This is a genomic window from Novosphingobium sp. 550D, from assembly GCF_057401885.1.
Map to the genome: position 1 here is coordinate 1,915,737 of NZ_CM171613.1, position 24,035 is coordinate 1,939,771.

Annotated in this window: 20 protein-coding genes and 1 tRNA gene; all 21 read left to right on the forward strand. The window is 62.7% G+C overall.

Translation table 11 applies throughout. The features are described 5' to 3' along the window. Positions 1-72: 72 nt before the first annotated feature. The 21 genes from AC2S2E_RS09030 to obgE all read left to right on the forward strand — a co-directional run bounded on the left by AC2S2E_RS09030 (position 73) and on the right by obgE (position 24,018). Positions 73-1,785: a peptidoglycan D,D-transpeptidase FtsI family protein gene (locus tag AC2S2E_RS09030; RefSeq protein WP_486524575.1), complete on the forward strand. Its 1,713-nt coding sequence runs from the start codon at positions 73-75 to the stop codon at positions 1,783-1,785. Next, a complete protein-coding gene (locus AC2S2E_RS09035) occupies positions 1,782-3,248 on the forward strand; it encodes a UDP-N-acetylmuramoyl-L-alanyl-D-glutamate--2,6-diaminopimelate ligase (protein WP_486522055.1) in 1,467 nt (488 codons plus the stop codon). Before AC2S2E_RS09030 ends, AC2S2E_RS09035 begins: the two co-directional genes overlap by 4 nt. After that, complete coding sequence (locus AC2S2E_RS09040; RefSeq protein ID WP_476102846.1) at positions 3,248-4,735, forward strand: UDP-N-acetylmuramoyl-tripeptide--D-alanyl-D-alanine ligase; 1,488 nt, start codon at positions 3,248-3,250, stop codon at positions 4,733-4,735. Before AC2S2E_RS09035 ends, AC2S2E_RS09040 begins: the two co-directional genes overlap by 1 nt. 13 nt (positions 4,736-4,748) lie before the next feature. Then, positions 4,749-5,822: a phospho-N-acetylmuramoyl-pentapeptide-transferase gene (gene mraY / locus AC2S2E_RS09045; protein ID WP_476102844.1), complete on the forward strand. Its 1,074-nt coding sequence runs from the start codon at positions 4,749-4,751 to the stop codon at positions 5,820-5,822. Beyond that, entirely contained in the window at positions 5,819-7,189 is a 1,371-nt protein-coding gene (gene murD, locus AC2S2E_RS09050) for a UDP-N-acetylmuramoyl-L-alanine--D-glutamate ligase (RefSeq protein ID WP_486522056.1), read from the forward strand. The genes mraY and murD overlap by 4 nt, the downstream gene beginning before the upstream one ends. Further along, positions 7,189-8,427 (forward strand): FtsW/RodA/SpoVE family cell cycle protein, encoded by a 1,239-nt coding sequence (locus AC2S2E_RS09055; protein WP_486522057.1) that lies wholly within the window; start codon positions 7,189-7,191, stop codon positions 8,425-8,427. Before murD ends, AC2S2E_RS09055 begins: the two co-directional genes overlap by 1 nt. Next, positions 8,424-9,605, forward strand: a complete 1,182-nt coding sequence (gene murG, locus AC2S2E_RS09060; RefSeq protein ID WP_486522058.1) for an undecaprenyldiphospho-muramoylpentapeptide beta-N-acetylglucosaminyltransferase — start codon at positions 8,424-8,426, stop codon at positions 9,603-9,605. Before AC2S2E_RS09055 ends, murG begins: the two co-directional genes overlap by 4 nt. Beyond that, positions 9,602-11,011, forward strand: a complete 1,410-nt coding sequence (gene murC, locus AC2S2E_RS09065; RefSeq protein ID WP_486522059.1) for a UDP-N-acetylmuramate--L-alanine ligase — start codon at positions 9,602-9,604, stop codon at positions 11,009-11,011. The genes murG and murC overlap by 4 nt, the downstream gene beginning before the upstream one ends. After that, entirely contained in the window at positions 11,011-11,925 is a 915-nt protein-coding gene (gene murB / locus AC2S2E_RS09070; RefSeq protein WP_486522060.1) for a UDP-N-acetylmuramate dehydrogenase, read from the forward strand. The genes murC and murB overlap by 1 nt, the downstream gene beginning before the upstream one ends. Before the next feature lie 23 nt (positions 11,926-11,948). Beyond that, positions 11,949-12,143, forward strand: coding sequence for a hypothetical protein (locus AC2S2E_RS09075; RefSeq protein WP_476102831.1), 195 nt, complete (start codon positions 11,949-11,951; stop codon positions 12,141-12,143). After that, positions 12,140-13,081, forward strand: a complete 942-nt coding sequence (locus AC2S2E_RS09080; RefSeq protein ID WP_486522061.1) for a D-alanine--D-alanine ligase — start codon at positions 12,140-12,142, stop codon at positions 13,079-13,081. The genes AC2S2E_RS09075 and AC2S2E_RS09080 overlap by 4 nt, the downstream gene beginning before the upstream one ends. 3 nt (positions 13,082-13,084) lie before the next feature. Next, positions 13,085-14,401 (forward strand): cell division protein FtsQ/DivIB, encoded by a 1,317-nt coding sequence (locus AC2S2E_RS09085; protein WP_476102827.1) that lies wholly within the window; start codon positions 13,085-13,087, stop codon positions 14,399-14,401. Beyond that, on the forward strand, positions 14,401-15,687 hold the full coding sequence (gene ftsA / locus AC2S2E_RS09090) for a cell division protein FtsA (RefSeq protein WP_476102824.1): 1,287 nt from the start codon (positions 14,401-14,403) through the stop codon (positions 15,685-15,687). The genes AC2S2E_RS09085 and ftsA overlap by 1 nt, the downstream gene beginning before the upstream one ends. A 146-nt stretch (positions 15,688-15,833) precedes the next feature. Further along, positions 15,834-17,327, forward strand: a complete 1,494-nt coding sequence (gene ftsZ, locus AC2S2E_RS09095) for a cell division protein FtsZ (RefSeq protein WP_486522062.1) — start codon at positions 15,834-15,836, stop codon at positions 17,325-17,327. Positions 17,328-17,377: 50 nt separating this feature from the next. After that, entirely contained in the window at positions 17,378-19,357 is a 1,980-nt protein-coding gene (locus AC2S2E_RS09100; RefSeq protein WP_486522063.1) for an SPOR domain-containing protein, read from the forward strand. Between the two features lie 217 nt (positions 19,358-19,574). Next, positions 19,575-20,084, forward strand: coding sequence for a type III secretion system chaperone family protein (locus tag AC2S2E_RS09105; RefSeq protein ID WP_476102814.1), 510 nt, complete (start codon positions 19,575-19,577; stop codon positions 20,082-20,084). A gap of 2 nt (positions 20,085-20,086) precedes the next feature. Continuing rightward, positions 20,087-20,905, forward strand: a complete 819-nt coding sequence (proC, locus tag AC2S2E_RS09110) for a pyrroline-5-carboxylate reductase (RefSeq protein WP_486522064.1) — start codon at positions 20,087-20,089, stop codon at positions 20,903-20,905. Positions 20,906-21,071: 166 nt separating this feature from the next. Next, positions 21,072-21,815 carry a Bax inhibitor-1/YccA family protein gene (locus AC2S2E_RS09115; RefSeq protein WP_486522065.1) on the forward strand — a complete coding sequence of 248 codons (744 nt, stop codon included), beginning with the start codon at positions 21,072-21,074 and terminating at the stop codon, positions 21,813-21,815. Between the two features lie 265 nt (positions 21,816-22,080). Further along, positions 22,081-22,650 (forward strand): hypothetical protein, encoded by a 570-nt coding sequence (locus tag AC2S2E_RS09120; RefSeq protein ID WP_476102806.1) that lies wholly within the window; start codon positions 22,081-22,083, stop codon positions 22,648-22,650. A gap of 121 nt (positions 22,651-22,771) precedes the next feature. Beyond that, positions 22,772-22,847 (forward strand) — tRNA-Ala (locus tag AC2S2E_RS09125). Between the two features lie 94 nt (positions 22,848-22,941). Then, positions 22,942-24,018 carry a GTPase ObgE gene (gene obgE / locus AC2S2E_RS09130; protein WP_476102804.1) on the forward strand — a complete coding sequence of 359 codons (1,077 nt, stop codon included), beginning with the start codon at positions 22,942-22,944 and terminating at the stop codon, positions 24,016-24,018. The last annotated feature ends 17 nt before the right edge of the window (positions 24,019-24,035 follow it).

The following is a 24,035-nucleotide window of genomic DNA, read 5'->3' on the forward strand; positions in this document are numbered from 1 at the left end:
ACCCCGGCGGGCGTATCGCCCCTTTCCGGTCAACCGCCCCTTTCCGGTCAGGCTCCGGGGCAGGCCCGCGTGATGAAGAATTTGCGCAGCCTTGCTCTGGCGCAGGCGCGTTTTCGTGCGCTGTGGGTGCTGGTCGGCTTTGCCATGCTGATGTTGGTGGCTTTGCTGCGCATCGCGCATCTGGGCATTTCTGATCCGGGCCGTCCGGGGGGCGATGGCGCCTTGGCGGGCCTGCCGGATCGTGGTGATATTCTGGACCGTAACGGCGTGCCTTTGGCGCGCGCCTTTCCGGCCTATGCGCTCTGGTTCAATCCCAAGGCGATGGGCGAGGGATCGCCTCTGGTGCGTTCGCCTGCCGAACTGGCCGCCGCGCTGGTCAAGATTTTCCCTGATGAGGATGTGACCGAACTGACCCAGCGTCTGGCCTCGGGCAAGGCGGGCTATCTGCGCCGCCGTATTCTGCCCGAAGACGCCAACCGCATCCATGCTCTGGGTGAACCCGCGCTGGAATTCCCGCGTGAGGCCGAGCGTTATTATCCGCAGGGCACAATGGCCGCGCATATCCTTGGCTATGTCGACAGCAAGGGTGTGGGCCAGGTCGGCATGGAGGCGGTGTTCCAGAAGCAATTGACCGATCCGGCCACGCGTGGCCAACCTGCGGTTCTCTCCATTGATGCGCGCGTACAGGGCGCTCTTGAAGACGAATTGATGTGGGGCATGACCCGCGCGCAGGCGAAGGGCGCGGCGGGTATCGTGCTGGACGTGGACACGGGCGAAGTGATGGCGCTGGCCTCGCTGCCCAGCTTTAACCCCAACAACCTGCGGCCGCAGGATATTTCGGACAGCGATCCCACCAAACAGGCCAATATCTTCAACCGCGCGACCAACCAGACCTATGAACTGGGCAGCGTGATGAAGCCGATTGCGGTGGCCAGCGCGATTGATGCCGGTATCATCACCAATCTGGCCAAGCGTTATCCCGCGGGGCCGCCGCTGGAAATCGCCGGGATCACCGTGCATGACCATGAAAACTATGGTTCCAGCCTGAATATCATCGAGGCGCTGATCCATTCCTCGAACATCGTTCTGGCGCAGGTCGGCGATCAATTGGGCGCGCAGCGGATGCAGTCGACGCTCAAGGCGCTGGGCTTCAGCGAGCGTCCCTATATCGAATTGCCTGCCCGTGGCCGCCCGACCTGGCCGCGTGGGGACAAGAATGGCGTGTGGTCGCGCGTGACGACGGTGACGGCCTCCTATGGCCACGGCTTTGCCATCACCCCGCTGCATCTGGCCAGCGCCTATGCCGCGATGGTCAATGGCGGGATCTGGCGTCCGGCCACGCTGCAAAAGGTCGCGCCCGATCAGGTGCCCGCCGGTCGCCGTGTGTGGCAGGCCTCGACCAGCGCGCGTATGCGGCAATTGCTGCGCTCGATTGTGGATGTGGGCACGGGGCGTACCGCCAATGCCGTCGGCTATCGCGTGGGCGGCAAGACCGGCACCGCCGAAATCGGCGACGCGCAGGGCTATCACCATGACCGCGTGGTCGCGACCTTTGCCGCCGCGTTCCCGATGGACCGCCCGCGCTATGTCGTGATCGCCACTCTGGACCAGCCCAAGGCCAACGCCGCCACCAGTTTCCAGCGCACCGCCGCGTGGAACGCCGCCCCCATCGTGGGCCGCGTGATCCCGCGTATCGGGCCGCTGCTGGGCGTGATGCCGGATGCGACGCGCGATATCGACATCAGCGATATTGCCCCGCTGATCGCCAATGGAGATGGCGAATGAGGTTGTCCGACCTGATGCAAGGCATGGACAAGGTTGAGGCCGGTGACGTGGACGTCACCGGCTTTGCCATTGATAACCGCAAGGTTGCGCCGGGCAATGTGTTCGGCGCTTTCGTTGGCGCCACGGTCAATGGCGAGGATTTCATCGAGCAGGCCGTGAAGGCAGGTGCCGTGGCCGTCGTCGCCCGCCCGCAGGCTCGCGCCGACATCGAGGCCGCGGGCGCGATAGCCCTTGTCGATGAAAACCCGCGTCGTGCCTTTGCCCGTCTGGCCGCGCCTTTCTTTGCGCCCTTGCCCGAAACCGTGGTGGCCGTCACGGGCACCAATGGCAAGACCAGCACGGTTGAGATGCTGCGCCAGATCTGGCGCATGGCGGGCCATAGCGCGGCCAGTATCGGCACTCTGGGCATTACGACTGCCGATGAGGTGACCTATACCGGCCTGACCACGCCCGATGTGGTGACCTTCCTTGCCAATATGGCGGGCCTTGCGCGTGAAGGGGTCAGCCATGTCGCTTTTGAAGCATCGAGCCACGGCCTGTCGCAATATCGCAGCGAGGGGCCGCGCGTCATGGCGGCGGGCTTTACCAATCTGAGCCGCGACCATCTCGACTATCACGCGACGATGGAGGATTATTTCGCCGCCAAGATGCGCCTGTTCGACGAAGTGGTGGTGGATGGCGGAACCGGCGTGATCTGGGCCGATGATGCGTGGAGCGAGCGGGCCATCGCCCATGTCCGCCAACGTGGCCTGTGTTTGATGACGGTTGGCGCGGCGGGCGATACGATCCGCCTGCTGGGCCGTGAACCGGGGCCATTGGGGCAGGTTTTGACGATTGTCCATGATGGTGTGGAGCGGAAAATCAACCTGCCGCTGATCGGCGCCTATCAGGCGGCCAATGCGTTGGTGGCGGCGGGATTGGCGCTGGCAAGTGGTTTGACGGCGGGCCAAGTGTTTGATGCGCTGGCGCGTCTGGCCCCGGTACGTGGGCGGTTGGAGCGCGCGGCGATCAATGGCGCTGGGGCGCCTGCCTATGTCGATTACGCCCATACGCCCGACGCGCTGGAGGCGGCGATTGCCGCCTTGCGCCCGCATACAAAGGGCCGCTTGATCGTTGTGTTTGGTGCGGGCGGCGATCGTGACGCGGGCAAGCGTGCCCCCATGGGCCGCATTGCCGCCGACCTGTCCGACATTGCGATTGTGACCGATGACAACCCCCGCGGCGAAGACCCCGCCGCCATTCGCGCCGCGGTGATTGCAGGCGCTCCGGGCCGTCTGATCGAGGTCGGCAATCGGCGCGATGCGATTTTTCAGGGGACAGCGCTGGCGAAAAGGGATGACATCCTGCTCATCGCAGGCAAAGGGCACGAACAGGGGCAGATCATCGGGCGCGGCAGCGAGGCCCGTGTTCTGCCATTTGACGATGTGACCGTGGCGCGCGAAGCGTCCGGGGAGAAAATGTGATGGCGGCAAAAGCGAAACTGCGGGAATGGCCTGTGACGGCAGAGGATGGCAAACCTCTGGCGCTTTGGACTTTGGCGCAAGTGGCCGAGGCCACGGGCGGCGTGGCCCATGGCGAGGCGCAGATTTCCAATGTCGCCACCGATTCGCGTGAAATCGTCGAAGGCGGCCTGTTCTTTGCCATGCGCGGCGAGGCGATGGACGGGCACAAGTTTATCGACAAGGCGTTCGAATTGGGCGCGGTGGCGGCTGTTGTGGAACAGCCGATCGACCGCCCGCATGTGCTGGTCAAGGACAGTTTTGCCGCGCTTCAGGCTCTGGCCCGCGCGGCGCGGGGGCGCATCCTGCCCGAAGCGCGGGTGATCGGCGTGACCGGGTCGGTCGGCAAGACCAGCGTCAAGGAAGCCATCTTTGCCGCGCTGGAACGTTCCAGCCATGGCCGCGCCCATCGTAGCGTCAAAAGCTATAACAACCATGTCGGCGTGCCTTTGAGCATGACCCGGATGCCGCAGCGCACGCTGTATGGCATTTTGGAAATGGGCATGAACCACGCGGGCGAGATCAGCGATCTGACCGCTTTGGCCCGCCCGCATATTGCGGTAATCACCACGATTGCCCCCGCCCATATCGAAAATCTGGGCAGCGAGGAGGCAATTGCCGACGCCAAGGCCGAGATTTTTGAAGGCTTGCAAGGGTTTGAAGGTGCCGAAGGCGGTATCGCCATAATCCCTGCCGACAGCCCGCATTTCGAACGTCTGCGCGATGCGGCGGTGGCGCGCGGGGCGCAGGTCATGTCCTTTGGCCGCGCGGCGCATTCCGACATCCGTTTGCTCGATGCCTTGCCGGGCATGTTGGGCGGGACGCTGGTGACGGTGGATCTGGGCGATTCGCGTCTGTGCTATTCGGTGGCGATGCCGGGCGAACATTGGGTCATCAACTCGCTGGCCGTGGTGGCGACGGTGCGTGCCGTGGGCGGCGATCTGGGCGCGACGGGCCTTGCCTTGGCCGAGATGCAGGGGTTGGCCGGGCGTGGACAGCGCAGCGGCATCCGCACCGCCGATGGTGGCAAGGCGTTGATGATCGATGAAAGCTATAATGCCAATCCGGCCTCGATGCGCGCCTCGCTGGCGGTGCTGGGGGCCGAACATGGCGTGGCGACCAAGGGGCGCCGCATCGCGGTGCTGGGCGCGATGAAGGAATTGGGCGATTTTGGCCCCTCGCTTCACGCCGCTCTGGCCGAGCCGATGATGGCGGCCAAGGTCGATTTTGCCGTTCTGGTGGGCGATGAAATGGCCGCTTTGGCGCAGGAGTTGGGGAAATCGGCCCAAAGCGCGCTTGGCAAGGCCATCCCCTTCGCCCATTGCAAAAATGTACAGGAAGCCGCGAGCGCTCTGGCCGACTATGGTTTGGTCAATGGTGATGCGGTGCTTGTCAAAGGATCAAACTCGGTGGGGCTGGGGGCGTTGGTTTCCTCGCTTGCCAAACAATAATTGACGGGTCGCCATGCTCTATCTCCTTGCCCAATGGTTCCATTTTCCGGGTTTGGCCAACCTGATCCGCTATCAGACGTTTCGCGCGGGCGCGGCTCTGGCCACGGCGCTGCTGATCGGTCTGATCATTGGTCCGCGTTTTATCAACATGCTGCGCATGAAGCAGGGCAAGGGACAGCCGATCCGCGAAGATGGGCCCAAAACCCATTTGGCCAAGCGTGGCACGCCCACGATGGGCGGGTTGATGATCCTGATCTCGCTGATGGGCTCGGTCTTTTTGTGGATGGATCTGTCCAATCCGCTGGTCTGGGCGTGTATCGCGGTGACGGCGGGCTTTGGCCTGATCGGTTTCCTTGACGATTATGACAAGGTCAAGAAGCGTTCGACCGCAGGCGTTTCGAGCAAGGCGCGCCTGATCGGGGAATTTCTGGTCGCGGGTGTGGCCAGCTGGATCATGGTCGCCCATATCGGCAAGACCGACCTCTATCTGCCCTTTTTCAGCAAGGTTTATGTGCCGCTGGGGCCGATCTATTTCCTGTTTTCCGCCTTTGTCATCGTGGGCGCGGGCAATGCGGTCAACCTGACCGATGGGCTTGACGGTCTGGCGACGATGCCGGTCATTATCGCGGCGGGCACTTTTGCGATCATCGCCTATCTGGTGGGCCGCGTGGACTATGCGGCCTATCTTGGCATTCCCCATGTGCCGCGCGCGGGCGATCTGGCGATTTTCTGTGCGGCCATCATGGGGGGCGGTCTGGCCTTCCTGTGGTTCAATGCGCCGCCGGCGGCTGTGTTCATGGGTGATACCGGGTCGCTGGCGCTTGGCGGCGCTCTGGGCGCGATTGCCGTGGCCAGCCATCATGAAATCGTGCTGGGCATTGTGGGCGGCCTGTTCGTGCTGGAAGCCGTATCGGTGATCGTGCAGGTTTTCTGGTACAAGCGTACCGGCAAGAGGGTTTTCCGCATGGCACCGATCCATCATCATTTTGAACAAAAGGGCTGGGCCGAACCGACGGTGGTGATCCGGTTCTGGATCGTGTCGATCATTCTGGCCCTGATCGGCCTTTCGACGTTGAAGGTACGATGATTACCGCCCCCGCCACGACCGGGGCCTTTGCGGGCAAGCATTATGCCTTGCTTGGGCTGGCGCGCAGCGGACAGGCGGCTTTGGCCTCGCTGCTGGCGGGGGGCGCCAGTGTTATGGCGTGGGACGCCAAGGAAGAACCGCGCGCCGCCGCCGCCAGCGCCCATGCGCAAGCGGTCGAGGAAGGGCGCCTAACCTTTGGCGATCCGGTTGCGGCGGATCTGAAAGGTTATGCCGGGGTTGTCGTCTCGCCCGGTGTGCCGATCAATCGCCACCCCATCGCCGATGCGGCCCGCGCGGGCGGTGCGCCTTTGGTCTGCGATATCGAATTGTTTGCGCAATGCCGCGCATGGTTGCCCGCGCATAAGGTGATTGGCATCACCGGGACCAATGGCAAATCCACCACGACGGCCCTGACGCGCCATTTGATCGAGGCGGCGGGCATCCCTGTCCTGATGGGCGGCAATATCGGTCTGCCGATTTTGGGGCAGCAGGCGCTGCCCGCTGGCGGCGTCTATGTGCTGGAACTCTCCTCCTATCAGATCGACCTGACGCAGAGCCTCGATTGCGAGGTGGCGATGTGCCTCAACGTCTCGCCCGATCATCTGGATCGCTATGATGACGGCTATCCCGGCTATGTCGCGTCCAAGGCGCGGCTGTTCGGGATGCAGGCGATCGGCAATCTGGCTATTGTCGATTATGCCGCCGAGATGGAGGATGACATCCTGCGTTTCGCGCCGCAGGGGCAACCGTTCCAATTTATCGATGGCGTCGATCTGCCCGGCAATCAGGCCGAATGGCCATCGCTGCAAGGTCCGCATAACCGCGCCAATGCACAGGCGGCGGTGGCGGCGGTGCGCGCGCTCGGCGTCGATGATGCGGTGATCGAGGCGGGGCTGAAAAGCTTTGTCGGACTGCCGCACCGGATGGAGCGGGTGGGGCAGGCCGACGGCGTCCTGTTTATCAACGATTCCAAGGCGACCAATCCGGCCTCGACCGCGCCCGCTCTGGCGGCATTCCCGCCTGCCGATGGGCATAAGCGCATCCATTGGATTTGCGGCGGTTTGCCCAAGGGCGATGATCTGGACGAATGCGCGCCGTGGTTCGGCAATATTGCGGCGGCCTATACGATTGGTGATGCAGGGCAGCGTTTTTCGGAAATCCTCTCGCCCTATATGCCGGTCGCGCGCGCCGAAATGATGTGCGAGGCGATCCGTCTGGCCAAGGATGCGGCGCAACCGGGCGATGTCGTCCTGCTGTCCCCGGCCTGCGCCAGTTTTGACCAGTTCCGCGATTATGAGGCGCGCGGCGAGACGTTCCGCCAGATTGTCGAAGTCCTCACCTCGCCCGAAGGCGGAGATTGCGTCTGATGGCAAGCCTGCCCCACGAAGATCCGGCGGCCAGCACACGCTATGTTCCCGGTTCGCGGGGCGGCGCCAAACAACGCAAGACAAGGCGCACCGACTGGATCGTGTGGTGGCGCGAGATTGACCGCGTGCTGCTGGTGCTTGTGCTGGCGCTGATGGCGATCGGCACGCTGGCCGTGGCGGCGGCAAGTCCGGCCAGTGCGCGCCGCCTGTCCACCGCCAAGGTAAAGCTGGACGACCTCTATTTCTTCATGGCCCATATTCGGTGGCAGGCGCTGGGCCTGATCGCGATGCTGGGCGCCTCGCGGCTCAGCCGGGATATGGCGCGGCGTTGCGGCATCGTGCTGGGCATTGCGATGATGATCGGGCTGTTGTTGGTGCCGATTGTCGGCACGACGGTCAATGGCGCCAAGCGCTGGCTCAATCTGGGCATTTCGCTTCAGCCTTCCGAGTTTCTGAAACCCGCCTTTGCCATCACGCTGGCGTGGGTGGTTTCATGGAAATTGCGCGATCCGCGCATGCCGGTGATGATGATCTGTACCGGGGTGATGGGGCTGGTCGGCTTGCTGCTGATGCTTCAGCCTGACTTTGGTTCGGCGGTGCTGTTTGGCGCGGTGTGGTTTGTCATGATGCTGATCGCGGGCCTGCCGGTGCGTTGGGTGCTGGGGGTGATCGGCGGCGGCGTCGCGCTGATCGGTCTGACCTATGCTTTTTACGAAAACGGGCGTCATCGTATCGATGCGTTCCTTGGCGGCGGCACGGCCTTTGACCAGGTTGACCTTGCGCGCCACACGCTGGTCGCAGGCGGCTGGACGGGCAGCGGTCTTTGGCTGGGCACGAAGAAGCTGGGCCTGCCCGAGGCGCATACCGACTATATTTTCTCGGTCATTGGCGAGGAATTTGGTCTGTTGATGTGCGCCTTGGTGGTGGTGCTTTATTTCGCGGTGGTGGCGCGGGTGTTGATCCGCCTGTCGGATGAGGAAGACCTGTTCACCGTTCTGGCGGCCAGCGGCCTTGTCGCGCAATTGGGCGGTCAGGCCTTCATCAACATTCTGGTGAACCTGCAACTGTTCCCGTCCAAGGGCATGACCTTGCCGCTGATTTCCTATGGCGGCTCCTCGACGCTGGCGCTTTGTCTCAATGTCGGGTTCCTGCTGGCCATTACGCGGCGAAACCCCTATCTGAAACGCGATCCTTTCGCCCCGAAAGGGCATCCTGCGATCCTGAGCCTGTTCAAATGACCATGCAAAATGAACCCAGAGTTTCCCGTCATTACGTTCTGGCCGCAGGGGGCACCGGGGGGCATCTGATCCCGGCCTTTGCGCTGGCGGCGGAATTGCACGCACGCGGCCACCATGTCGCGCTGATCACCGATGAACGCGGGGCGGCCATTCCGGGCAAGCCGGATTATTTGACCGCGCATGTGCTGCCTGCGGGCCGGTTGCAGGGGAAAAACCCGCTTCTCTGGATCAAGGGGCTGCGCGCGATCTGGGCGGGGCGGGCGATGGCGTTGCGCCTGTTCGACAGTTTCGCTCCGGCCTGTGTGATTGGTTTTGGCGGTTATCCGGCGTTGCCCGCTTTGCTGGCGGCGACATCGGCGGGCATTCCGGCGGTGATCCATGAACAGAATGCGGTGCTGGGCCGGGTCAACCGGTTCCTTGCGGGCCGGGTTCAGGCGATTGCCACCTCTTGCCCCGATGTTGACCGATTGGGCGCCAAGCATCACGCCAAGGTTGCGCTGGTCGGCAATCCTGTGCGTGAGGAAGTGCTTGAGCTGCGTGATCAACCATTCCCGGCCTTTGGCGAGGATGGCTTGCTGCGCGTGCTGGTGACGGGCGGATCGCAGGGCGCGCGGGTGCTGTCCGAAGTGGTGCCCGATGGTCTGGCCATGTTGCCGACCGCTTTGCGCACCCGGCTTCAGGTGATCCAGCAATGCCGTCCGGAAGACATTGACGCAGTGCGCGAACGTTATCGCGCCCATGACATTCCCGCCGAACTTGGCACCTATTTCGAAAATATGGCCGAGCGTCTGGCCGACGCGCATCTGTTCATCGGGCGCGCCGGGGCCAGCACCATTGCCGAATTGACCGCCGTTGGGCGCCCCGCGATCCTGATCCCGCTGCCCATCGCCACCGACGATCATCAGGCCGCCAACACGCGTGAGATCGTGTCGGCAGGCGGCGCGCGGGCAATCCGTCAGGACAAGTTTTCCGCCGTTGAATTGGCCAAGCAAATTCAGGCCATCGCCAAGAGCCCCGAGGCCTTGGCCAATGCCGCCCATGCGGCGTGGAATTGCGGTCGGCCCCATGCGGCCACCGATCTGGCCGATTTGGTCGAAGGTTTTGGGCAGGCGCCCTTGATGGATGTGATCCGGGTCGGCCACGGGGCCGAAGCTGGTTTTAAGGAGCAAATTGCGTGAAGGGCGTCGCGACCGATATTGGCACTATCCACTTTGTCGGCATTGGCGGCATTGGCATGTCCGGCATTGCCGAGGTGATGGCCAATCTGGGCTATAGCGTCCAAGGGTCGGACATCGCCGAAAGCTATGTCGTCGAAGGTTTGCGCAAGCGAGGCATCAAAGTGATGATCGGCCACGCGGCGGAAAACGTCGGCGATGCGGCGGTGGTGGTCACCTCTACGGCGGTGAAGCGTGAGAACCCGGAAGTGGTGGCCGCCCTTGAGGCGCGCATCCCGGTGGTGCGCCGCGCGGAAATGCTGGCCGAACTGATGCGGTTGAAAAGCACGGTGGCGATTGCCGGCACGCATGGCAAGACGACGACGACCTCGATGGTGGCCGCGCTGCTGGATGCGGGCGGGGTGGACCCCACGGTTATCAACGGCGGGATCATTAACAGCTACGGCTCGAATGCGCGTTTGGGCGCGTCGGACTGGATGGTGGTCGAGGCGGACGAATCGGACGGCTCGTTCCTGCGTCTGGATGGCACGATTGCGGTGGTGACCAATATCGACCCGGAGCATCTCGACCATTACGGCTCGTTCGACAAGGTGAAGAGCAGCTTTGTCGAATTCATTGAAAATGTGCCGTTCTATGGCGCGGCTGTGCTGTGCATCGACCATCCCGTGGTGCAGGCGATCATCCCCAAGGTGCGCGACCGCCGCGTGATCACCTATGGTTTTTCGGCCCAGGCCGACGTGCGCGGTGAGGCCGTGACCCCCTATCCGGGCGGCAACCGCTTCACCGCCGTGCTGCGCCAGCGCGACGGCAGCTTCCGCCGGATCGAGGGTATCGAATTGCCGATGCCGGGCCGCCACAATGTCCAGAACGCGCTGGCCGCCGTGGCCGTGGCGGTGGAAATGGGTGTGTCGGAGGACATCATCCGCACCGGTTTCGCCAAATTCGGCGGGGTCAAGCGCCGCTTTACCAAGGTGGGCGAGGTTGATGGCGTGACCATCATCGACGATTACGGCCACCACCCGGTCGAAATCCGCGCCGTTCTGGCCGCCGCGCGAGAAGGCGTGCAGAACCGCGTGATCGCGGTGGTCCAACCGCATCGCTTCACGCGCCTGCGCGATCATATGGATGATTTTGCCGCCGCCTTTAACGATGCCGATATCGTCTATGCCGCGCCGGTCTATCCGGCCGGTGAACAGCCGATCGAGGGCGTTGATTCGGCGGCTCTTGTCGCGGGCATCAAGGATCGCGGACATCGCAGCGCGCATTTGATTACTGGCGCTGACAATCTGGCGCAGGCTCTGGCCGGACAGGTTCAGCCCGGCGATATGGTCGTGTGCCTTGGCGCGGGCGATATCACCAAATGGGCGGCGGGATTGGCCGACGCCATTCGCGCGCAAAAGGCGCTCTGATGGCTTTTCCTGAAGTTGGTCAGATCAAGGTTGCGGGCAAGCTGACGGCGGATGCGCCGTTGGCTCCTTTGGTGTGGTTCAAGAGCGGCGGGCGGGCCGAATGGCTGTTTGAGCCCAAGGATGTGGCCGATCTTTGCGCATTTTTGGAGCAATTGCCGCCGCCGGTGCCGGTGATGGCGCTCGGCTTGGGGTCGAACCTGATCGTGCGCGATGGCGGGGTGCCGGGCGTGGTGATCCGGTTGGGCAAGGCCTTTGCCCGCGTGGAAAAGGTTGATGATCTGACGCTGGAATGCGGCGGGGGGGCTTCGGGCATTCTCGTTTCGTCCACGGCGCGCGATCATGGCATTGCGGGGCTGGAGTTTCTGCGTTCGATCCCCGGCACGGTGGGCGGATTTGTCCGCATGAATGGCGGGGCTTATGGGCGCGAGGTCAAGGACATTCTGGTCGATTGTGACGTGGTGATCCGCAGCGGTGAGATCGCAACCCTGCCTTTAAGCGAGCTGGGTTACACCTATCGTCATTCCGATCTGGTTGATGGCTGCATCGTGGTGGCGGCGCGGTTTCGCGGCGTGCCGGGCGAGGCGCAGGCCATTCAGGCCGAAATGGACCGCATCAGCGCATCGCGCGAGGCCAGCCAGCCTTTGCGTTCCAAAACCGGGGGCAGCACGTTCAAGAACCCAGCCCCTGAACTTTCCGGCGGCGCGCGCGCATGGGAACTGGTGGACAAGGCCGGTTGCCGGGGCCTGACGCTGGGCGGGGCACAGGTGAGCGAAAAGCACACCAATTTCCTGATCAACACCGGCGAGGCCACCAGCGCGGAGATCGAGGCGCTGGGCGAGGAAGTGCGCCGCCGGGTGCTGGGCCAGACGGGCGTCAGCCTTGAATGGGAAATCAAGCGGGTTGGTGAGCCGTGAGCTATCGCCTATGGTTGCGTCTCATGGGGCTGGGCCTTCTGGCTTTGGTTCTGTGGGGCAGCCTTTGGGCAGGGTTTGAGAATTTCAATATTTTAAGCGCCATGGGCAGAACGGATTGGCCGACTGCTCTTGCTTATGTTCTTGTCAACTTTGCGTTTGTCGCTTTGGCACTTTGGATGCTGCGCGGCGGGCCAAAATTAATTCGGGAAAAGAAGTGAGCATCCCCAAACTTCATGTCGCGGTATTGATGGGCGGTTGGTCGTCCGAGCGCCCTGTCTCGTTGATGAGCGGCGAGGGCGTGGCCAAGGCGCTGGAATCGCGCGGGCATAAGGTGACGCGCGTCGATATGGGCCGCGATGTGGCGCAGGTTCTGTCCGCCGCCGCACCCGATGTGGTGTTCAACGCTCTGCATGGCACGCCGGGCGAGGATGGCACGGTGCAGGGGATGATGGACCTGCTGGGCCTGACCTACACGCATTCGGGGACAACGACCTCGGCCATTGCGATTGACAAGGAATTGACCAAGCAGTTCCTGGTGCCCCATGGCATTCCGATGCCGGGCGGGCGGATTGTGAAGTCGAGCGAATTGTATGCGGGCGACCCTCTGCCGCGCCCCTATGTCCTGAAACCCGCCGCCGAGGGCAGCAGCGTGGGCGTGGCGATTGTGACGAATGAGGGCAATTACGGCAATCCGATCGCCCGCGATGTCGAAGGGCCGTGGCAGCATTTCGATGAATTGATGGCCGAGCCTTTCATTCGCGGGCTGGAATTGACCACCGCTGTGATGGGTGACCGGGCGCTGTGCGTAACCGAATTGAAGCCCAAGACCGGTTTTTATGATTTCGACGCCAAATATACCGATGGCCTGACCGAGCATGTTTGCCCTGCGCAGATCCCCGACGAGATCGCGGAAAAGTGCAAGGAACTGGCGCTGCGTGCGCATCAGATCCTAGGTTGCAAGGGCACCAGCCGGTCCGATTTCCGTTGGGACGATGAAAAGGGCGTCGATGGCCTGTTCCTGCTGGAAATCAACACTCAGCCGGGGATGACGCCCTTGAGCCTCGTGCCCGAACAGGCGCGCTATCTGGGCATGGATTACGAAACTTTGGTGGAAGCGATTATCGAAGAAGCCCTGAAAGACGCCGGGAAGCTTTAATCTATGAGCCAGACCATCCGCCGGGGCGGCTCCAGCGCCCGCAAGGTGGCCGCCAAGGCCCAATCCGCCCGCAAGGTGGAGGCGGCACGCGCGCGCACCGGATCGGTGATGGATCAGATCATGGCCCATTTGCCCATTACCGAGGCGCAGTTGCACAAGGTTTTTCTTGTGCTGATTCTGGCGGCGGCGGGTGTGGTGCTGTGGGTGGTGGCCGGGCTGGCGGGGGTGCCCTCTCTGGCCGAACAGCGCGCGGCCAGCCTTGCCACGCAGGCCGGCTTTGCGGTGCGCCGGGTCGAGGTGCATGGCGTCAAGCAATTGAACGAGCTGAAGGTTTACGAGCGCGTTCTGGGCACGCAGGGCCGTCAGGCGATGACGCGCATCGACCTTGAGGCGATCCGTCAGGATCTGATGACGTTGAGCTGGGTCGAGGATGCGCGGATTTCGCGCCAGTTGCCCGATACGCTGATCGTCGACATTACCGAGCGCAAGCCGCAGGCGGTCTTGAAGCAGCATAATGAAGATGGCAGCGACAGTTTCGTGCTGATCGACGCGACCGGCCATGAATTGCAGGGCATCAGCGCGGGCCGTGTCGGCGGGCGTCTGGTGCTGGCCGGTGATGGGGCAGAGGGGCAGATGGCCGCGCTCGAAACCTTGCTGGAGGCGGCGCCCGCGCTGCGCGGTCAGGTGGCCGAGGCAGAGTGGGTCGGGCATCGCCGCTGGAACCTGACGTTCAAGAGCGGTCAGACTTTGGCCTTGCCCGAAGGGGCGGCGCAGGGTGCCAAGTCTTTGCAGGCCTTTGCGCGGATGGACGGCACGAACCAGTTGATCGGCGGCAAGGTTCTTGCCTTTGACATGCGCACGGGCGACCGGATGTACATGCGTTTGCGCGGGGATGTGGACCCGAACAATCCGGCGGCCTCTTTGGCGACCGGTGGCGCGCCGGTGGCTTCAACAGCGGCGCCCGTGATTGCGGGCGCGGCGGCCGGGGCGGTTGCGGCCAAGGCGGTGGCGGTCAAGAGCGAGGCGCCCAAGGTGGAGGCTAAGCCGGTGGTTCACAAGGAAACCGCCAAGCCAGCGATTAAGCCTGCTGCCAAAGCCCCAGTGAAACCCGCAGCCAAACCAGCGGTCAAGCCAGCTGTTCATAAGGAGGCTGCTAAACCGGCAGCCAAGGCGCCTGCGAAGACTATTGCGAAACCGACGGTTAAGACTGCGGTTAAGCCTGCTGCCAAGGCCGCGACCAAACCTGCGACGAAATCCGTCGCCAAGCCGGTGGCGAAAACCACCGCCAAACCTCATGCCAAGAGCGGGGAGAAACACTGATGCCCGCACCGCGCATCGCCCGCGTTTTTGGCGCGGTCAATATTGGTTCGTTTCGCATCTCGGCCCTGATCGCAGGGCGGGCGGAAAATGGCGACCTGATGGTTTTGGGCAGCGCGCATCGCGCCGCACAGGGGGTCAAGCGTGGCTATGTCGTGGATATGCCTGCGGCCACCTATGCCGTGCGCGACGCGATCGAGCGCGCCGAAAAAATGGCCAACACCAGCGTTTCTGGCGTATGGGTCGGGTGTTCGGGCGCGGGTCTGGCCAGTCGGATCGCGCATGTTGAAAATGAGATCGGCGGACGGCGCATCGAATCGGATGATATTCAATCGCTGCTTATTGGCGCGCGTGAAGTGATCCAGCCGGAAGGGCGGATGGTTTTGCACGCCAGTCCGGCGCATTATACGCTGGATGGCGCGCATGGTGTGACCAATCCCAAGGGGCTGCACGCTGAAAAGCTGGGCGTGGATATTCACGTCATGTTGGCCGACGGCGCGCCGGTGCGCAATTTGACTGAGTCGGTTCAGAACGCGCATCTGGACGTCGAGGCGGTTGTGGCCAGCCCGATGGCCACCGCTTTGGCCTGTTTGTCACAGGAAGAGCGGGAGCTGGGTGTCGCATTGGTCGAATTTGGCGGCGAAGTTACCACCGTTTCGGTTCATATTGCCGGGATGCTGCTCGAATTGCGCACGATTCCGATGGGGTCGGGCGATATTACCGACGCCATCGCGGGCGCATTGGGCATCCGCCGTTTTCAGGCCGAGCGTTTGAAATGCGTCAATGGTTCGGCCATCGCCAGCCCGGCGGACCATCGCGAGATGATTCCCGTCCACGGTCCGGGCGAAGAATTTACCGGACAATTGGCGCGCCATGCCGACGAGAAAAACCGCATCCCGCGCGCCGAATTGATCAGTATCATCACGGCCCAACTTTCAACCTTGATGGATGAAATTTCCAAAGTGTTGAAGCAAATGGGTTTTGCCGGAGTGAAAGGCGCGCAGGTCGTGTTTACCGGCGGCGGGGCCGAACTGGCGGGGCTGGCCGATTTTGCGCAAGGGGCGCTGGGCCGACCGGTACGAATCGGACGCCCGGCCAATGGTCTGCTCAAAGGCTTGCCCGAAGCCCATGCAACGCCCGGTTTTTCGACTCTGGCGGGGCTTGCGCTCTATGCCGCATCCGATCCGCAGGACATTCGCACCATCGGTCCGGCCCGTTCGGGGCGCAGCGGCCCCGGCGGGATGGGCATGTTGACACGGTTTTTCCACGCGATGCGCGATTATTTCTGATAGGTTGACCCACCAAGCGCAGAAAACCGTCGCAGTTCTGTGGACAAATGGCGCAAACGCTTTGCTTCACGGCTTCGATCTGTGCAATTTCGCTCGATACGGTGCCTATCTTTTAAATCGGATTACGCACCCGGCAGGAGAAGGCAATGAGCATCAATATTGGCCCGGCCACCGTTGAGGAACTGCGTCCCCGCATCACCGTGATCGGGGTGGGCGGCGCCGGTGGCAACGCCATCGCCAACATGATCCGCGCCGAGATTGAGGGCGTGGACTTTGTGGTGGCCAACACGGACGCCCAGGCGTTGAACAATTCCATCGCCGAGCATCGCATCCAGCTTGGCCCGGAAATCACACAGGGCCTTGGCGCGGGTTCGCGTCCCGAAGTGGGGCGTGCGGCGGCTGAGGAAACGCTGGCGGAAATCGACCGCCTGCTGGACGGCGTGCATATGGTGTTTATCGCGGCCGGCATGGGCGGCGGCACCGGCACCGGTGCGGCCCCCGTCATTGCCGAGGCGGCGCGCAAGAAGGGCGTGCTGACGGTGGGTGTGGTGACCAAGCCGTTCCTGTTTGAAGGCACGCGCCGTATGCGCAGCGCCGACAGCGGCATCGAAGAGCTGCAAAAGCACGTCGATACGCTGATCGTTATCCCGAACCAGAACCTGTTCCTGGTGGCCAAGGCGGAAACGACCTTCAAGGAAGCGTTCCAGCTGGCCGACGAAGTGTTGCAACAGGGCGTGCGGTCGATCACCGACCTGATGGTCATGCCGGGCCTGATCAACCTCGACTTTGCCGACGTGCGTTCGGTCATGGCCGAAATGGGCAAGGCGATGATGGGCACGGGTGAGGGCGAAGGCGCCAACCGTGCGCTTGAGGCCGCCGAAAAGGCGATCGCCAACCCGCTGCTCGACGGCGTGTCGATGCAGGGCGCGAAGGGTGTTATCATCTCGATTATCGGCGGCGACGACATGAAGCTGCTGGAAGTCGATGAAGCGGCCAATCATATTCGCGAACTGGTCGATCCCAACGCCAACATCATCTGGGGTTCGGCCTTTAATCCCGATCTTCAGGGCAAGATCCGCGTTTCGGTCGTGGCCACCGGCATCGAACAGACGGCTGTTCAGGCCGAAGAAGCCTCGCGTCCGTTCAGCATGCAGGGGTCGCGCGCTCCGGCTCGTCCCGGTTTTGTGCCGCAGCAGCAGGCTCCCGTTGCTGCGCCTGCTCCGGTTGCGGCGCCTGCACCTGTGGCCGCACCCGCGCCGGTTGCCCCGCCTGCTTTTGCGCCGATGGTGCAGGAGCCGGTTTCCTTTGCTCCTCCCGCTCCGCAAGAGCCGTTGGATCTGGGGGCGCTGGGCGGTGCGATTGAGCAGGCCCCGGCGCCCGTGCCTGCCGCCCCGCCGCGTGATGAACTGCTGCTCGATGCAAGCCGTCTGGCCGAAGAAGATGATGCGCCGATGATCGCGCGTCGCCCGCTTCCGCCGCAGGCCCCTGCGCCGCAGCCCGAAGCGCCGCGTTCGGCTGGAACTTTGTTCGAGCGTATGGCCAACCTTTCCGCACGTCGTCGTGACGACAATGACGCGGGCGGGGATGAAGGCGGTTCGATCAACATTCCGCGCTTTCTTGGGCGTCAGAACAATCAGTGATGAAAGGGACCGGGCAGGCATCGTCTGCCCGGTTTATAGGACGCGGCGAGATGATCGCAGTATGGCCTGAACCGCAGCTTTTGCGGGCGATGGTGCGGGCAGGGGGTCGAGCAGGGCTTGCTTTTGCCTTGCTTGCTTCCGGATCGGTATTGGGTGCCGGCGCTGCTTTGGCGCAATCTTCCTATCCCGTGGTGCAACAGGTGGGCACGCAGGGGGAAGGGATGGACCCCAATCGTGCGATGTCCGCCGCGCTGGCCCGATTGGGCCGCAATCCGCGCGATGTCGAAGCCTTGTTGCAGGCGGGCGAATCCGCTCTGGCGATGGGTGATACGCAGGCGGCTATTGGTTTTCTGAGCCGCGCAGACCGTTTGCAGCCCTATCAGCCGCGCGTGATGGCCAATCTGGCCTCGGCGCGGATGCGGATGCAGGACCCGGTGACGGCGCTGGGCTTGTTTGACGATGCGGCCAAGGCGGGGCAATTGTCCGGTGAGCAGATCGCCGACCGTGGTTTGGCCTATGATCTGGTGTCCGACAATCTCACGGCGCAGCGCTACTATCGCGAGGCTTTGGCCGCGGGGGCGGGTGATGAAGCCGCGCGTCGTTTGGCGTTAAGCTTGGCGATTATGGGCGATCGGCGCGCGGTTGAAACTGTGCTCGCGCCTTTGCTGCAAAAACAGGACCGGGGGGCGTGGCGCATTCGTGCCTTTGCCTATGCGATTTTGGGGCGTGAGGAGGAGGCGGTATCCATCGCCAATTCGACCATGCCGCCTGAAATGGCCAGCGCGATGGCGCCCTATTTGCGATACATGCGCCAGTTGACCCCGGCGCAGCAGGCAGCGGCGGCGAATCTGGGCTTTTTCCCGCAACCGTCGCAGATCGGGCAGGAAAACGCCCGTATCGCCGATTACATCGCCAGCCAGCATTTGAAGCGGCCCACCATGGCGGATCAGGGGCTGGTGCCTGCTGGACAGCCTTTGGGAACTCGTCTGGCCAGTGCAGAACCAGTTTCCCGGCCCGGCGCGAAGGTGGAAAGGGCGCCGCGCAGGGGCAGCGAGGAATTGCCTCCGCGTGGTGAACCTGCGCCGCCTGAGCCGAAGCCTTCGCGCGTGGATGAGCCTGCGGTGCCGGTGGAACTGGCGGCTGCGGCGCCTGCAACGCGTCCTGCGGCGCGGGTGGTGGAAGCGCGGCCTGCGCCTTTGGCGGCGGCCCCTGCGGCCGTCACCAGTTTTGATTTGTCGCGCAGTGCGGCCCGTGCGCCGCAGGTGGCGACGGTGGCGGAAACGTCCGAACCGGTGGTTGAGCCGGTCGCGCGCGTGGTCCCTGTTCGTGCAGAGCCCAAGCCGGAGCCGGTTAAGCCCGCGCCCGTCAGGCAGGCCGTCAAGCCAGCGCCGGGCAAAAAGCCCAGCTTTGCGGAATTGTTCGAGGATTTCGGCAAGGCGTCAACCGCGCCGATACCCGCCAGCGGCGCGGTGGATATTCGCAAGATCCAGCCTGCCCACACTGCTGCCGCGCCTGTGGCCAAGGAGGTTCCGTCGAAGGAGCCCCCGGTGAAGGAGCCTACTGCCAAGGAACTGGCGGCTAAGGAGCAGGCAGCCAAGGAATTGGCGGCGAAGGAACTGGCCGCGAAGGAAAAGTCGGCCAAGGATAAGGCCGGTAAAACTGGCAAGGAGAAGCTGGGCGCTGAAAAGGCGCTGGCAGAAAAGGCTGTCGTCGAAAAACCAGTCAAGGAAAAGGCCAAGGAGGCTACGTCCGTGCCCCAGCATCCCAGCCGTATCTGGGTTCAGGTGGGCGTTGGTCGTGACAATGACCGTATTTTGTTCGACTGGCGCAAGTTGCAGCGCAGTGAAGCCGAGTTGTTCAAGGCCCAAAGGCCGTCGATTTCTGACTGGGGCCGCACCAATCGCGTGTTGGTCGGGCCGTTTGATACAGAAGCGGCGGCCAAAGCCTTTAATGAAAAGGCGCATAAATCCGGCCATAATGACAGTTTCGTCTGGATCAGCCCGGCGGGCCAAGTGGTTGATTCACTGTAATCAGCCACGTTTCGTCTCATAATGGGGCGCCGCTTGTCTCTTTTCCACAAGCTGTAAACAGGCTTATGGAGTTATGCGCAGGCCATGAAGGTTGCGCGGCTTGTGCTTGGGCCCAAGAGTGCCCCATGCAAGCGGCGTATCAATAGGCCTCCCGCGCTTCAGGTCTTCGGCTTGGGTCAGGGGCGCGCCGCATCGGGTTCTTGAGACTGGAATGAGCATGATGAGGACAGGCGAGGGCGATTTCGGGCGGCATGAAGATTGCGCGCCGGTCGAGATGCTCGGACAATTGTTCGAGGCGCGGGGCTGGAATTATGAATTCGTCGGCGACGATGAAATCACCGGCGAAGTGCAGGGCAGTTGGGCAACCTATCAGTTGCGCGCGGTGTGGCGGTCGGAAGACAATGTGCTGCAATTGCTGTGCCTTCCCGACATTCGCGTGCCCGATGACAAGCGCGGCGCGATGTTCGAGGTGCTGGGCCTGATCAACGAACAGCTTTGGCTGGGCCATTTCGATATCTGGTCGAACAACACGATGCTGCTCTATCGCCACGGCTTGTTGCTGGGCGATGATGGGCTGCTCAGCCTCAGCCAGGCGCAGATGCTGGTCGAGGTGGCGGTTGAGGAATGCGACCGTTTCTATCCCGCGTTTCAATTCATCCTGTGGGGCGACAAGAGCCCGTCCGAGGCTTTGGCCGCCGCTCTGGTCGACGCGGCAGGGGAGGCTTGATCATGGCGGCGAACTGGCCTGCGACGGTTTTGTTTATTGGTTGCGGCAATATGGGCGGCGCCATGCTGACCGGATGGCTCCGGGGCGGAGTTCCGGCGGAGCGCTTCACGGTTTACGATCCGTTTCTGGCCTCGGCGCCCGATGGCGTGGAATTGCTGCGTGAATTGCCGGAAGGACGGGTCTTTGACCTGATGATTCTGGGCGTCAAGCCGCAAATGCTTGATGGCGTGGCCGGGGCGCTTACGGCTCTGGCTGGGCCGGATACGGTGGTTCTCTCGATGCTGGCCGGTGTCGAAATGGCCAGCCTTTCGCTGCGTTTCCCTGATGCGCGCGGGTTGGTGCGGGTCATGCCCAACCTTGCGGCTGCCTTGGGCAAATCGCCGATCGGCGTTGCCGCGATGGGGATGGATGAGGCCGCGCGCGAATGCGTGATGGCGTTTCTGGCGCCTTTGGGTACGCCCGAATGGGTCGAGGAAAGCCTGTTCGATGCGGTGACCGCGCTGGCGGGGTCGGGTCCGGCCTTTGTCTATCGCTTTATCGACGCGCTGGCCGCGGGCGGGGCGCAGCTGGGTCTTGATCCGGCACAGTCGCTGCGTCTGGCGCTGGCGACGGTGGATGGGGCGGCGGCGCTGGCGGCGGCTTCGGATGTGGGGCCGGGCGAATTGGCGCGGCGGGTATGTTCGCCGGGTGGGTCGACCTTGGCCGGGGTTGCGGTGCTGGATGAAGGCGGGGCGTTGGCCAAGCTGATGCTGGATACGCTGACGGCTTCGCGCGATCGCAATGTCGAATTGGGCGCCATGGCGCGCGAAGCGGCCAAGTAAGCCAAGCGCGCGTACCATTTGGCGGCAAATTTTACACAATTTGCGCCAGAGCAACACTTTGATACCAATTTTACACTACGCCCCGCTTGAAAGCGTGGGGCGTAAGGGCGATATTCCCTGAGTGCGCCGCAGGTTTTGCTGATCGGCGCTATATGGAGTGAATGACATGGCCATCTGGAATGACCCCCAGCCCACGCAGACGGGCTTTGGCGCGTCTTCGAGGATGAATGCTGGGTATGTTGACGCAGCAACCCTCGATGTGGGGCTGCGCAAATATATGCTGTCGATTTACAATTACATGGCATCGGCCGTGATGCTTTCGGGCATTGTCGCGCTGTTGTTCGTGCAAAGCGGGATCGCAGCGCAGGTTTTCGTAACGCCGCTGCGCTGGCTGATCGTTCTGGCGCCTTTGGGCTTTGTCTTCGCGATGAGCGCGGGCATGGGGCGAATGCAGACCGGCACGCTTAAGGCCTGCTTCTGGGGCTTTGCCGTGGCGATGGGGCTTTCGCTCTCCTCGCTGCTGCTGGTTTACACCGGGGCTTCGATCGCGCTGACCTTCTTTGCCACTGCCGGCGCCTTTGCTGGTCTTAGCCTTGTGGGTTACACGACGAAGAAGAGCCTGTCGGGTATGGGCAGCTTTCTGATCATGGGCCTGTTCGGCCTGATCATCGCCTCGCTCATCTCGATGTTCTTCCACGTGCCGGGTCTGGGCTTTGCCATCTCGGTGCTGGGCGTGCTGATCTTTGCGGGTCTGACCGCCTATGACACCCAGCAGCTCAAGCACAGCTATGTGCAGGTTGCGGGCACGCCTTATGCCGAACGCGTGGCCATCATGGGCGCGCTGACGCTGTATCTCGACTTCATCAATATGTTCCAGTTCCTCCTCAGCTTCCTGGGTGATCGCCGCTAAACCTTTCATCAGGGAGCCTGGGAACAGGCAAATTATCGTGCCCGAGGAGCCATCCGGCGCCTCGGGCATTTTCTTTGCACCCCGCTTGGGGTATTTGGATTAAACTTTGCGCCGTGATCAGGGACCGGCGCGTGAAATGAGGTGGCAGGTGAATCGTATCCGGTTGGCATTGATGGGTTTTGGTTTGGCTGTTTTGGGGGCCTGTTCGGCGCCCCCCCCTCCGCCGCCTCCGCCGCCTCCGCCCCCCCCTCCGCCCAAGGTTGTGGTGATCCCGCCCCGTCCCAAGGCGCCCTTTGGCGCAGCGGGCAATGTGTCCATCCCCAGCATCGGGGCCGATGGCGTGCGTCACACGATTCTGGTCGATTCCGTCGATTCTCAACTCGTGTGGAATTTGCGTGCGGCCTATAATGTTGCCGCGCTCAACTGTAACGGCCCGGCCTATGTCGAAATTGCCGACAATTACCGCGCCTTCCTCAAGAGCCATGCCAAGCCGCTGGCCCGCGCCAATGCGGGCGTGGATGCCACGTTCAAGGCCAAGTATGGCGCCAAGGACTATATCCGCACGCGCGAAACCTATATGACGCAGGTCTATAATTACTTCGCCTATCCGCCGACATTGACCCATTTCTGCGATGCGGCGCTGGTGATGAGCCGAGAGAGTGCGGCGATCAAGGCGGCCGACTTGCCCGATTTTTCCAAGCGCAGCTTTGCCAATTTTTCGCGCGTCTATGAAAACTTCTATCGCGCCTATGAACAATACCGTGTCGAATTGGCCGAATGGGAGGCCAAGTATGGCACCCCCGGCGCGCCAAAGCCCAGCCTCGGCACCAATTGACCTGGGCGTGGGAAGGTAGAGATTTTTCGGGTTTGACGAAATTTTCCCCTTCCCACCCCGTGGCGCTTTCGCTAAGGGGTCGCGACCCAAGGTGTTTTTGCACTAAGGACTGCACTGGAACGGGGCCGTAGCTCAGCTGGGAGAGCGCGTCGTTCGCAATGACGAGGTCAGGGGTTCGATCCCCCTCGGCTCCACCAAGTGCCATGCGATAAGCGATTGGGCCGTCGGCTTTTTTGCCAGACGGCCCTTTTCGCATTGAATTTTCATACGTTTTTACGCCGGATTTTAGCCATGCATTTTCTCGACCAAGCCAAGATCTATATCCGCTCTGGCAGCGGCGGCCCCGGTGCGGTCAGCTTTCGCCGCGAGAAATATGTTGAATATGGCGGCCCCGATGGTGGCGATGGCGGCAAAGGCGGCGATATCATTTTCGAAGCGGTGGCGGGTCTCAATACGCTGATCGACTTTCGCTATACCCAGCATTTCAAGGCCCCGCGCGGCGGCGGCGGCGCGGGCAAAAACCGTACCGGCGCGGGTGGACAGGATCTGGTGATCAAGGTGCCGGTGGGCACCCAGATCCTTGATGATGACCGCGAAACCGTGCTGCTCGACATGACCGAGGCGGGCCAGCGCGAGGTGTTCCTGCGCGGCGGTGACGGTGGCCGGGGCAATGCTTCGTACAAGTCATCGACCAACCGTGCGCCGCGTCAACATGGTCCGGGTTGGCCGGGCGAGGAAATGTATGTCTGGCTGCGGCTCAAGCTGCTGGCCGATGTGGGTTTGCTGGGCCTGCCCAATGCGGGCAAATCGACCTTTATCAATGCGGTGTCGAATACCAAGGCCAAGGTGGGCGCCTATGCGTTCACCACGCTGCGTCCGCAATTGGGCGTTGTTCGGCACAAGAACCGTGAATTCGTGCTGGCTGACATTCCCGGCCTGATCGCGGGCGCGGCCGAAGGGGCTGGTATCGGCGACCGTTTCCTTGGTCATATCGAACGTTGCCGCGTTCTGATCCATCTGATCGACATTGCAGGCGTTCATAAGGACGGTACGCCGGTGGAACCGGCAGAGGCCATGCAGATCATCGAAGAAGAACTCGAAGCCTATGGCGCGGGCCTTGATGAAAAGGCACGTCTGGTCGTGCTGAACAAGATCGATCAGGCCGATGACGAACTGGTCGCGGCCTATCGTGAGGAATTACTGGACGCGGGCGCGGACGAAGTCTTCGCGATTTCGGGCGCCAGCGGGGCCGGCATCGGCCAGTTGTTGGACGCCGTGATTTCCTATCTGCCCGCGGCAACGATCACCGAACGCCCGGTGGGCGAACGTGAAGAAACCGACGACACCCCCTGGTCACCCTTGGGCTGAACCCGATGGGGCTGGCC

Bases quoted from the DNA above. Each gene is read 5' to 3' on its own strand.
- mraY (WP_476102844.1), top strand. From the start codon at position 4,749: ATGCTCTATCTCCTTGCCCAATGGTTCCATTTTCCGGGTTTGGCCAAC.
- AC2S2E_RS09100 (WP_486522063.1), top strand. From the start codon at position 17,378: ATGATCGCAGTATGGCCTGAACCGCAGCTTTTGCGGGCGATGGTGCGG.
- murG (WP_486522058.1), top strand. From the start codon at position 8,424: ATGACCATGCAAAATGAACCCAGAGTTTCCCGTCATTACGTTCTGGCC.
- AC2S2E_RS09075 (WP_476102831.1), top strand. From the start codon at position 11,949: ATGGGGCTGGGCCTTCTGGCTTTGGTTCTGTGGGGCAGCCTTTGGGCA.
- ftsA (WP_476102824.1), top strand. From the start codon at position 14,401: ATGCCCGCACCGCGCATCGCCCGCGTTTTTGGCGCGGTCAATATTGGT.
- obgE (WP_476102804.1), top strand. From the start codon at position 22,942: ATGCATTTTCTCGACCAAGCCAAGATCTATATCCGCTCTGGCAGCGGC.
- AC2S2E_RS09030 (WP_486524575.1), top strand. From the start codon at position 73: ATGAAGAATTTGCGCAGCCTTGCTCTGGCGCAGGCGCGTTTTCGTGCG.
- murD (WP_486522056.1), top strand. From the start codon at position 5,819: ATGATTACCGCCCCCGCCACGACCGGGGCCTTTGCGGGCAAGCATTAT.
- AC2S2E_RS09040 (WP_476102846.1), top strand. From the start codon at position 3,248: ATGGCGGCAAAAGCGAAACTGCGGGAATGGCCTGTGACGGCAGAGGAT.
- AC2S2E_RS09105 (WP_476102814.1), top strand. From the start codon at position 19,575: ATGATGAGGACAGGCGAGGGCGATTTCGGGCGGCATGAAGATTGCGCG.
- proC (WP_486522064.1), top strand. From the start codon at position 20,087: ATGGCGGCGAACTGGCCTGCGACGGTTTTGTTTATTGGTTGCGGCAAT.
- ftsZ (WP_486522062.1), top strand. From the start codon at position 15,834: ATGAGCATCAATATTGGCCCGGCCACCGTTGAGGAACTGCGTCCCCGC.
- murB (WP_486522060.1), top strand. From the start codon at position 11,011: ATGGCTTTTCCTGAAGTTGGTCAGATCAAGGTTGCGGGCAAGCTGACG.
- AC2S2E_RS09085 (WP_476102827.1), top strand. From the start codon at position 13,085: ATGAGCCAGACCATCCGCCGGGGCGGCTCCAGCGCCCGCAAGGTGGCC.
- AC2S2E_RS09055 (WP_486522057.1), top strand. From the start codon at position 7,189: ATGGCAAGCCTGCCCCACGAAGATCCGGCGGCCAGCACACGCTATGTT.
- AC2S2E_RS09115 (WP_486522065.1), top strand. From the start codon at position 21,072: ATGGCCATCTGGAATGACCCCCAGCCCACGCAGACGGGCTTTGGCGCG.
- AC2S2E_RS09035 (WP_486522055.1), top strand. From the start codon at position 1,782: ATGAGGTTGTCCGACCTGATGCAAGGCATGGACAAGGTTGAGGCCGGT.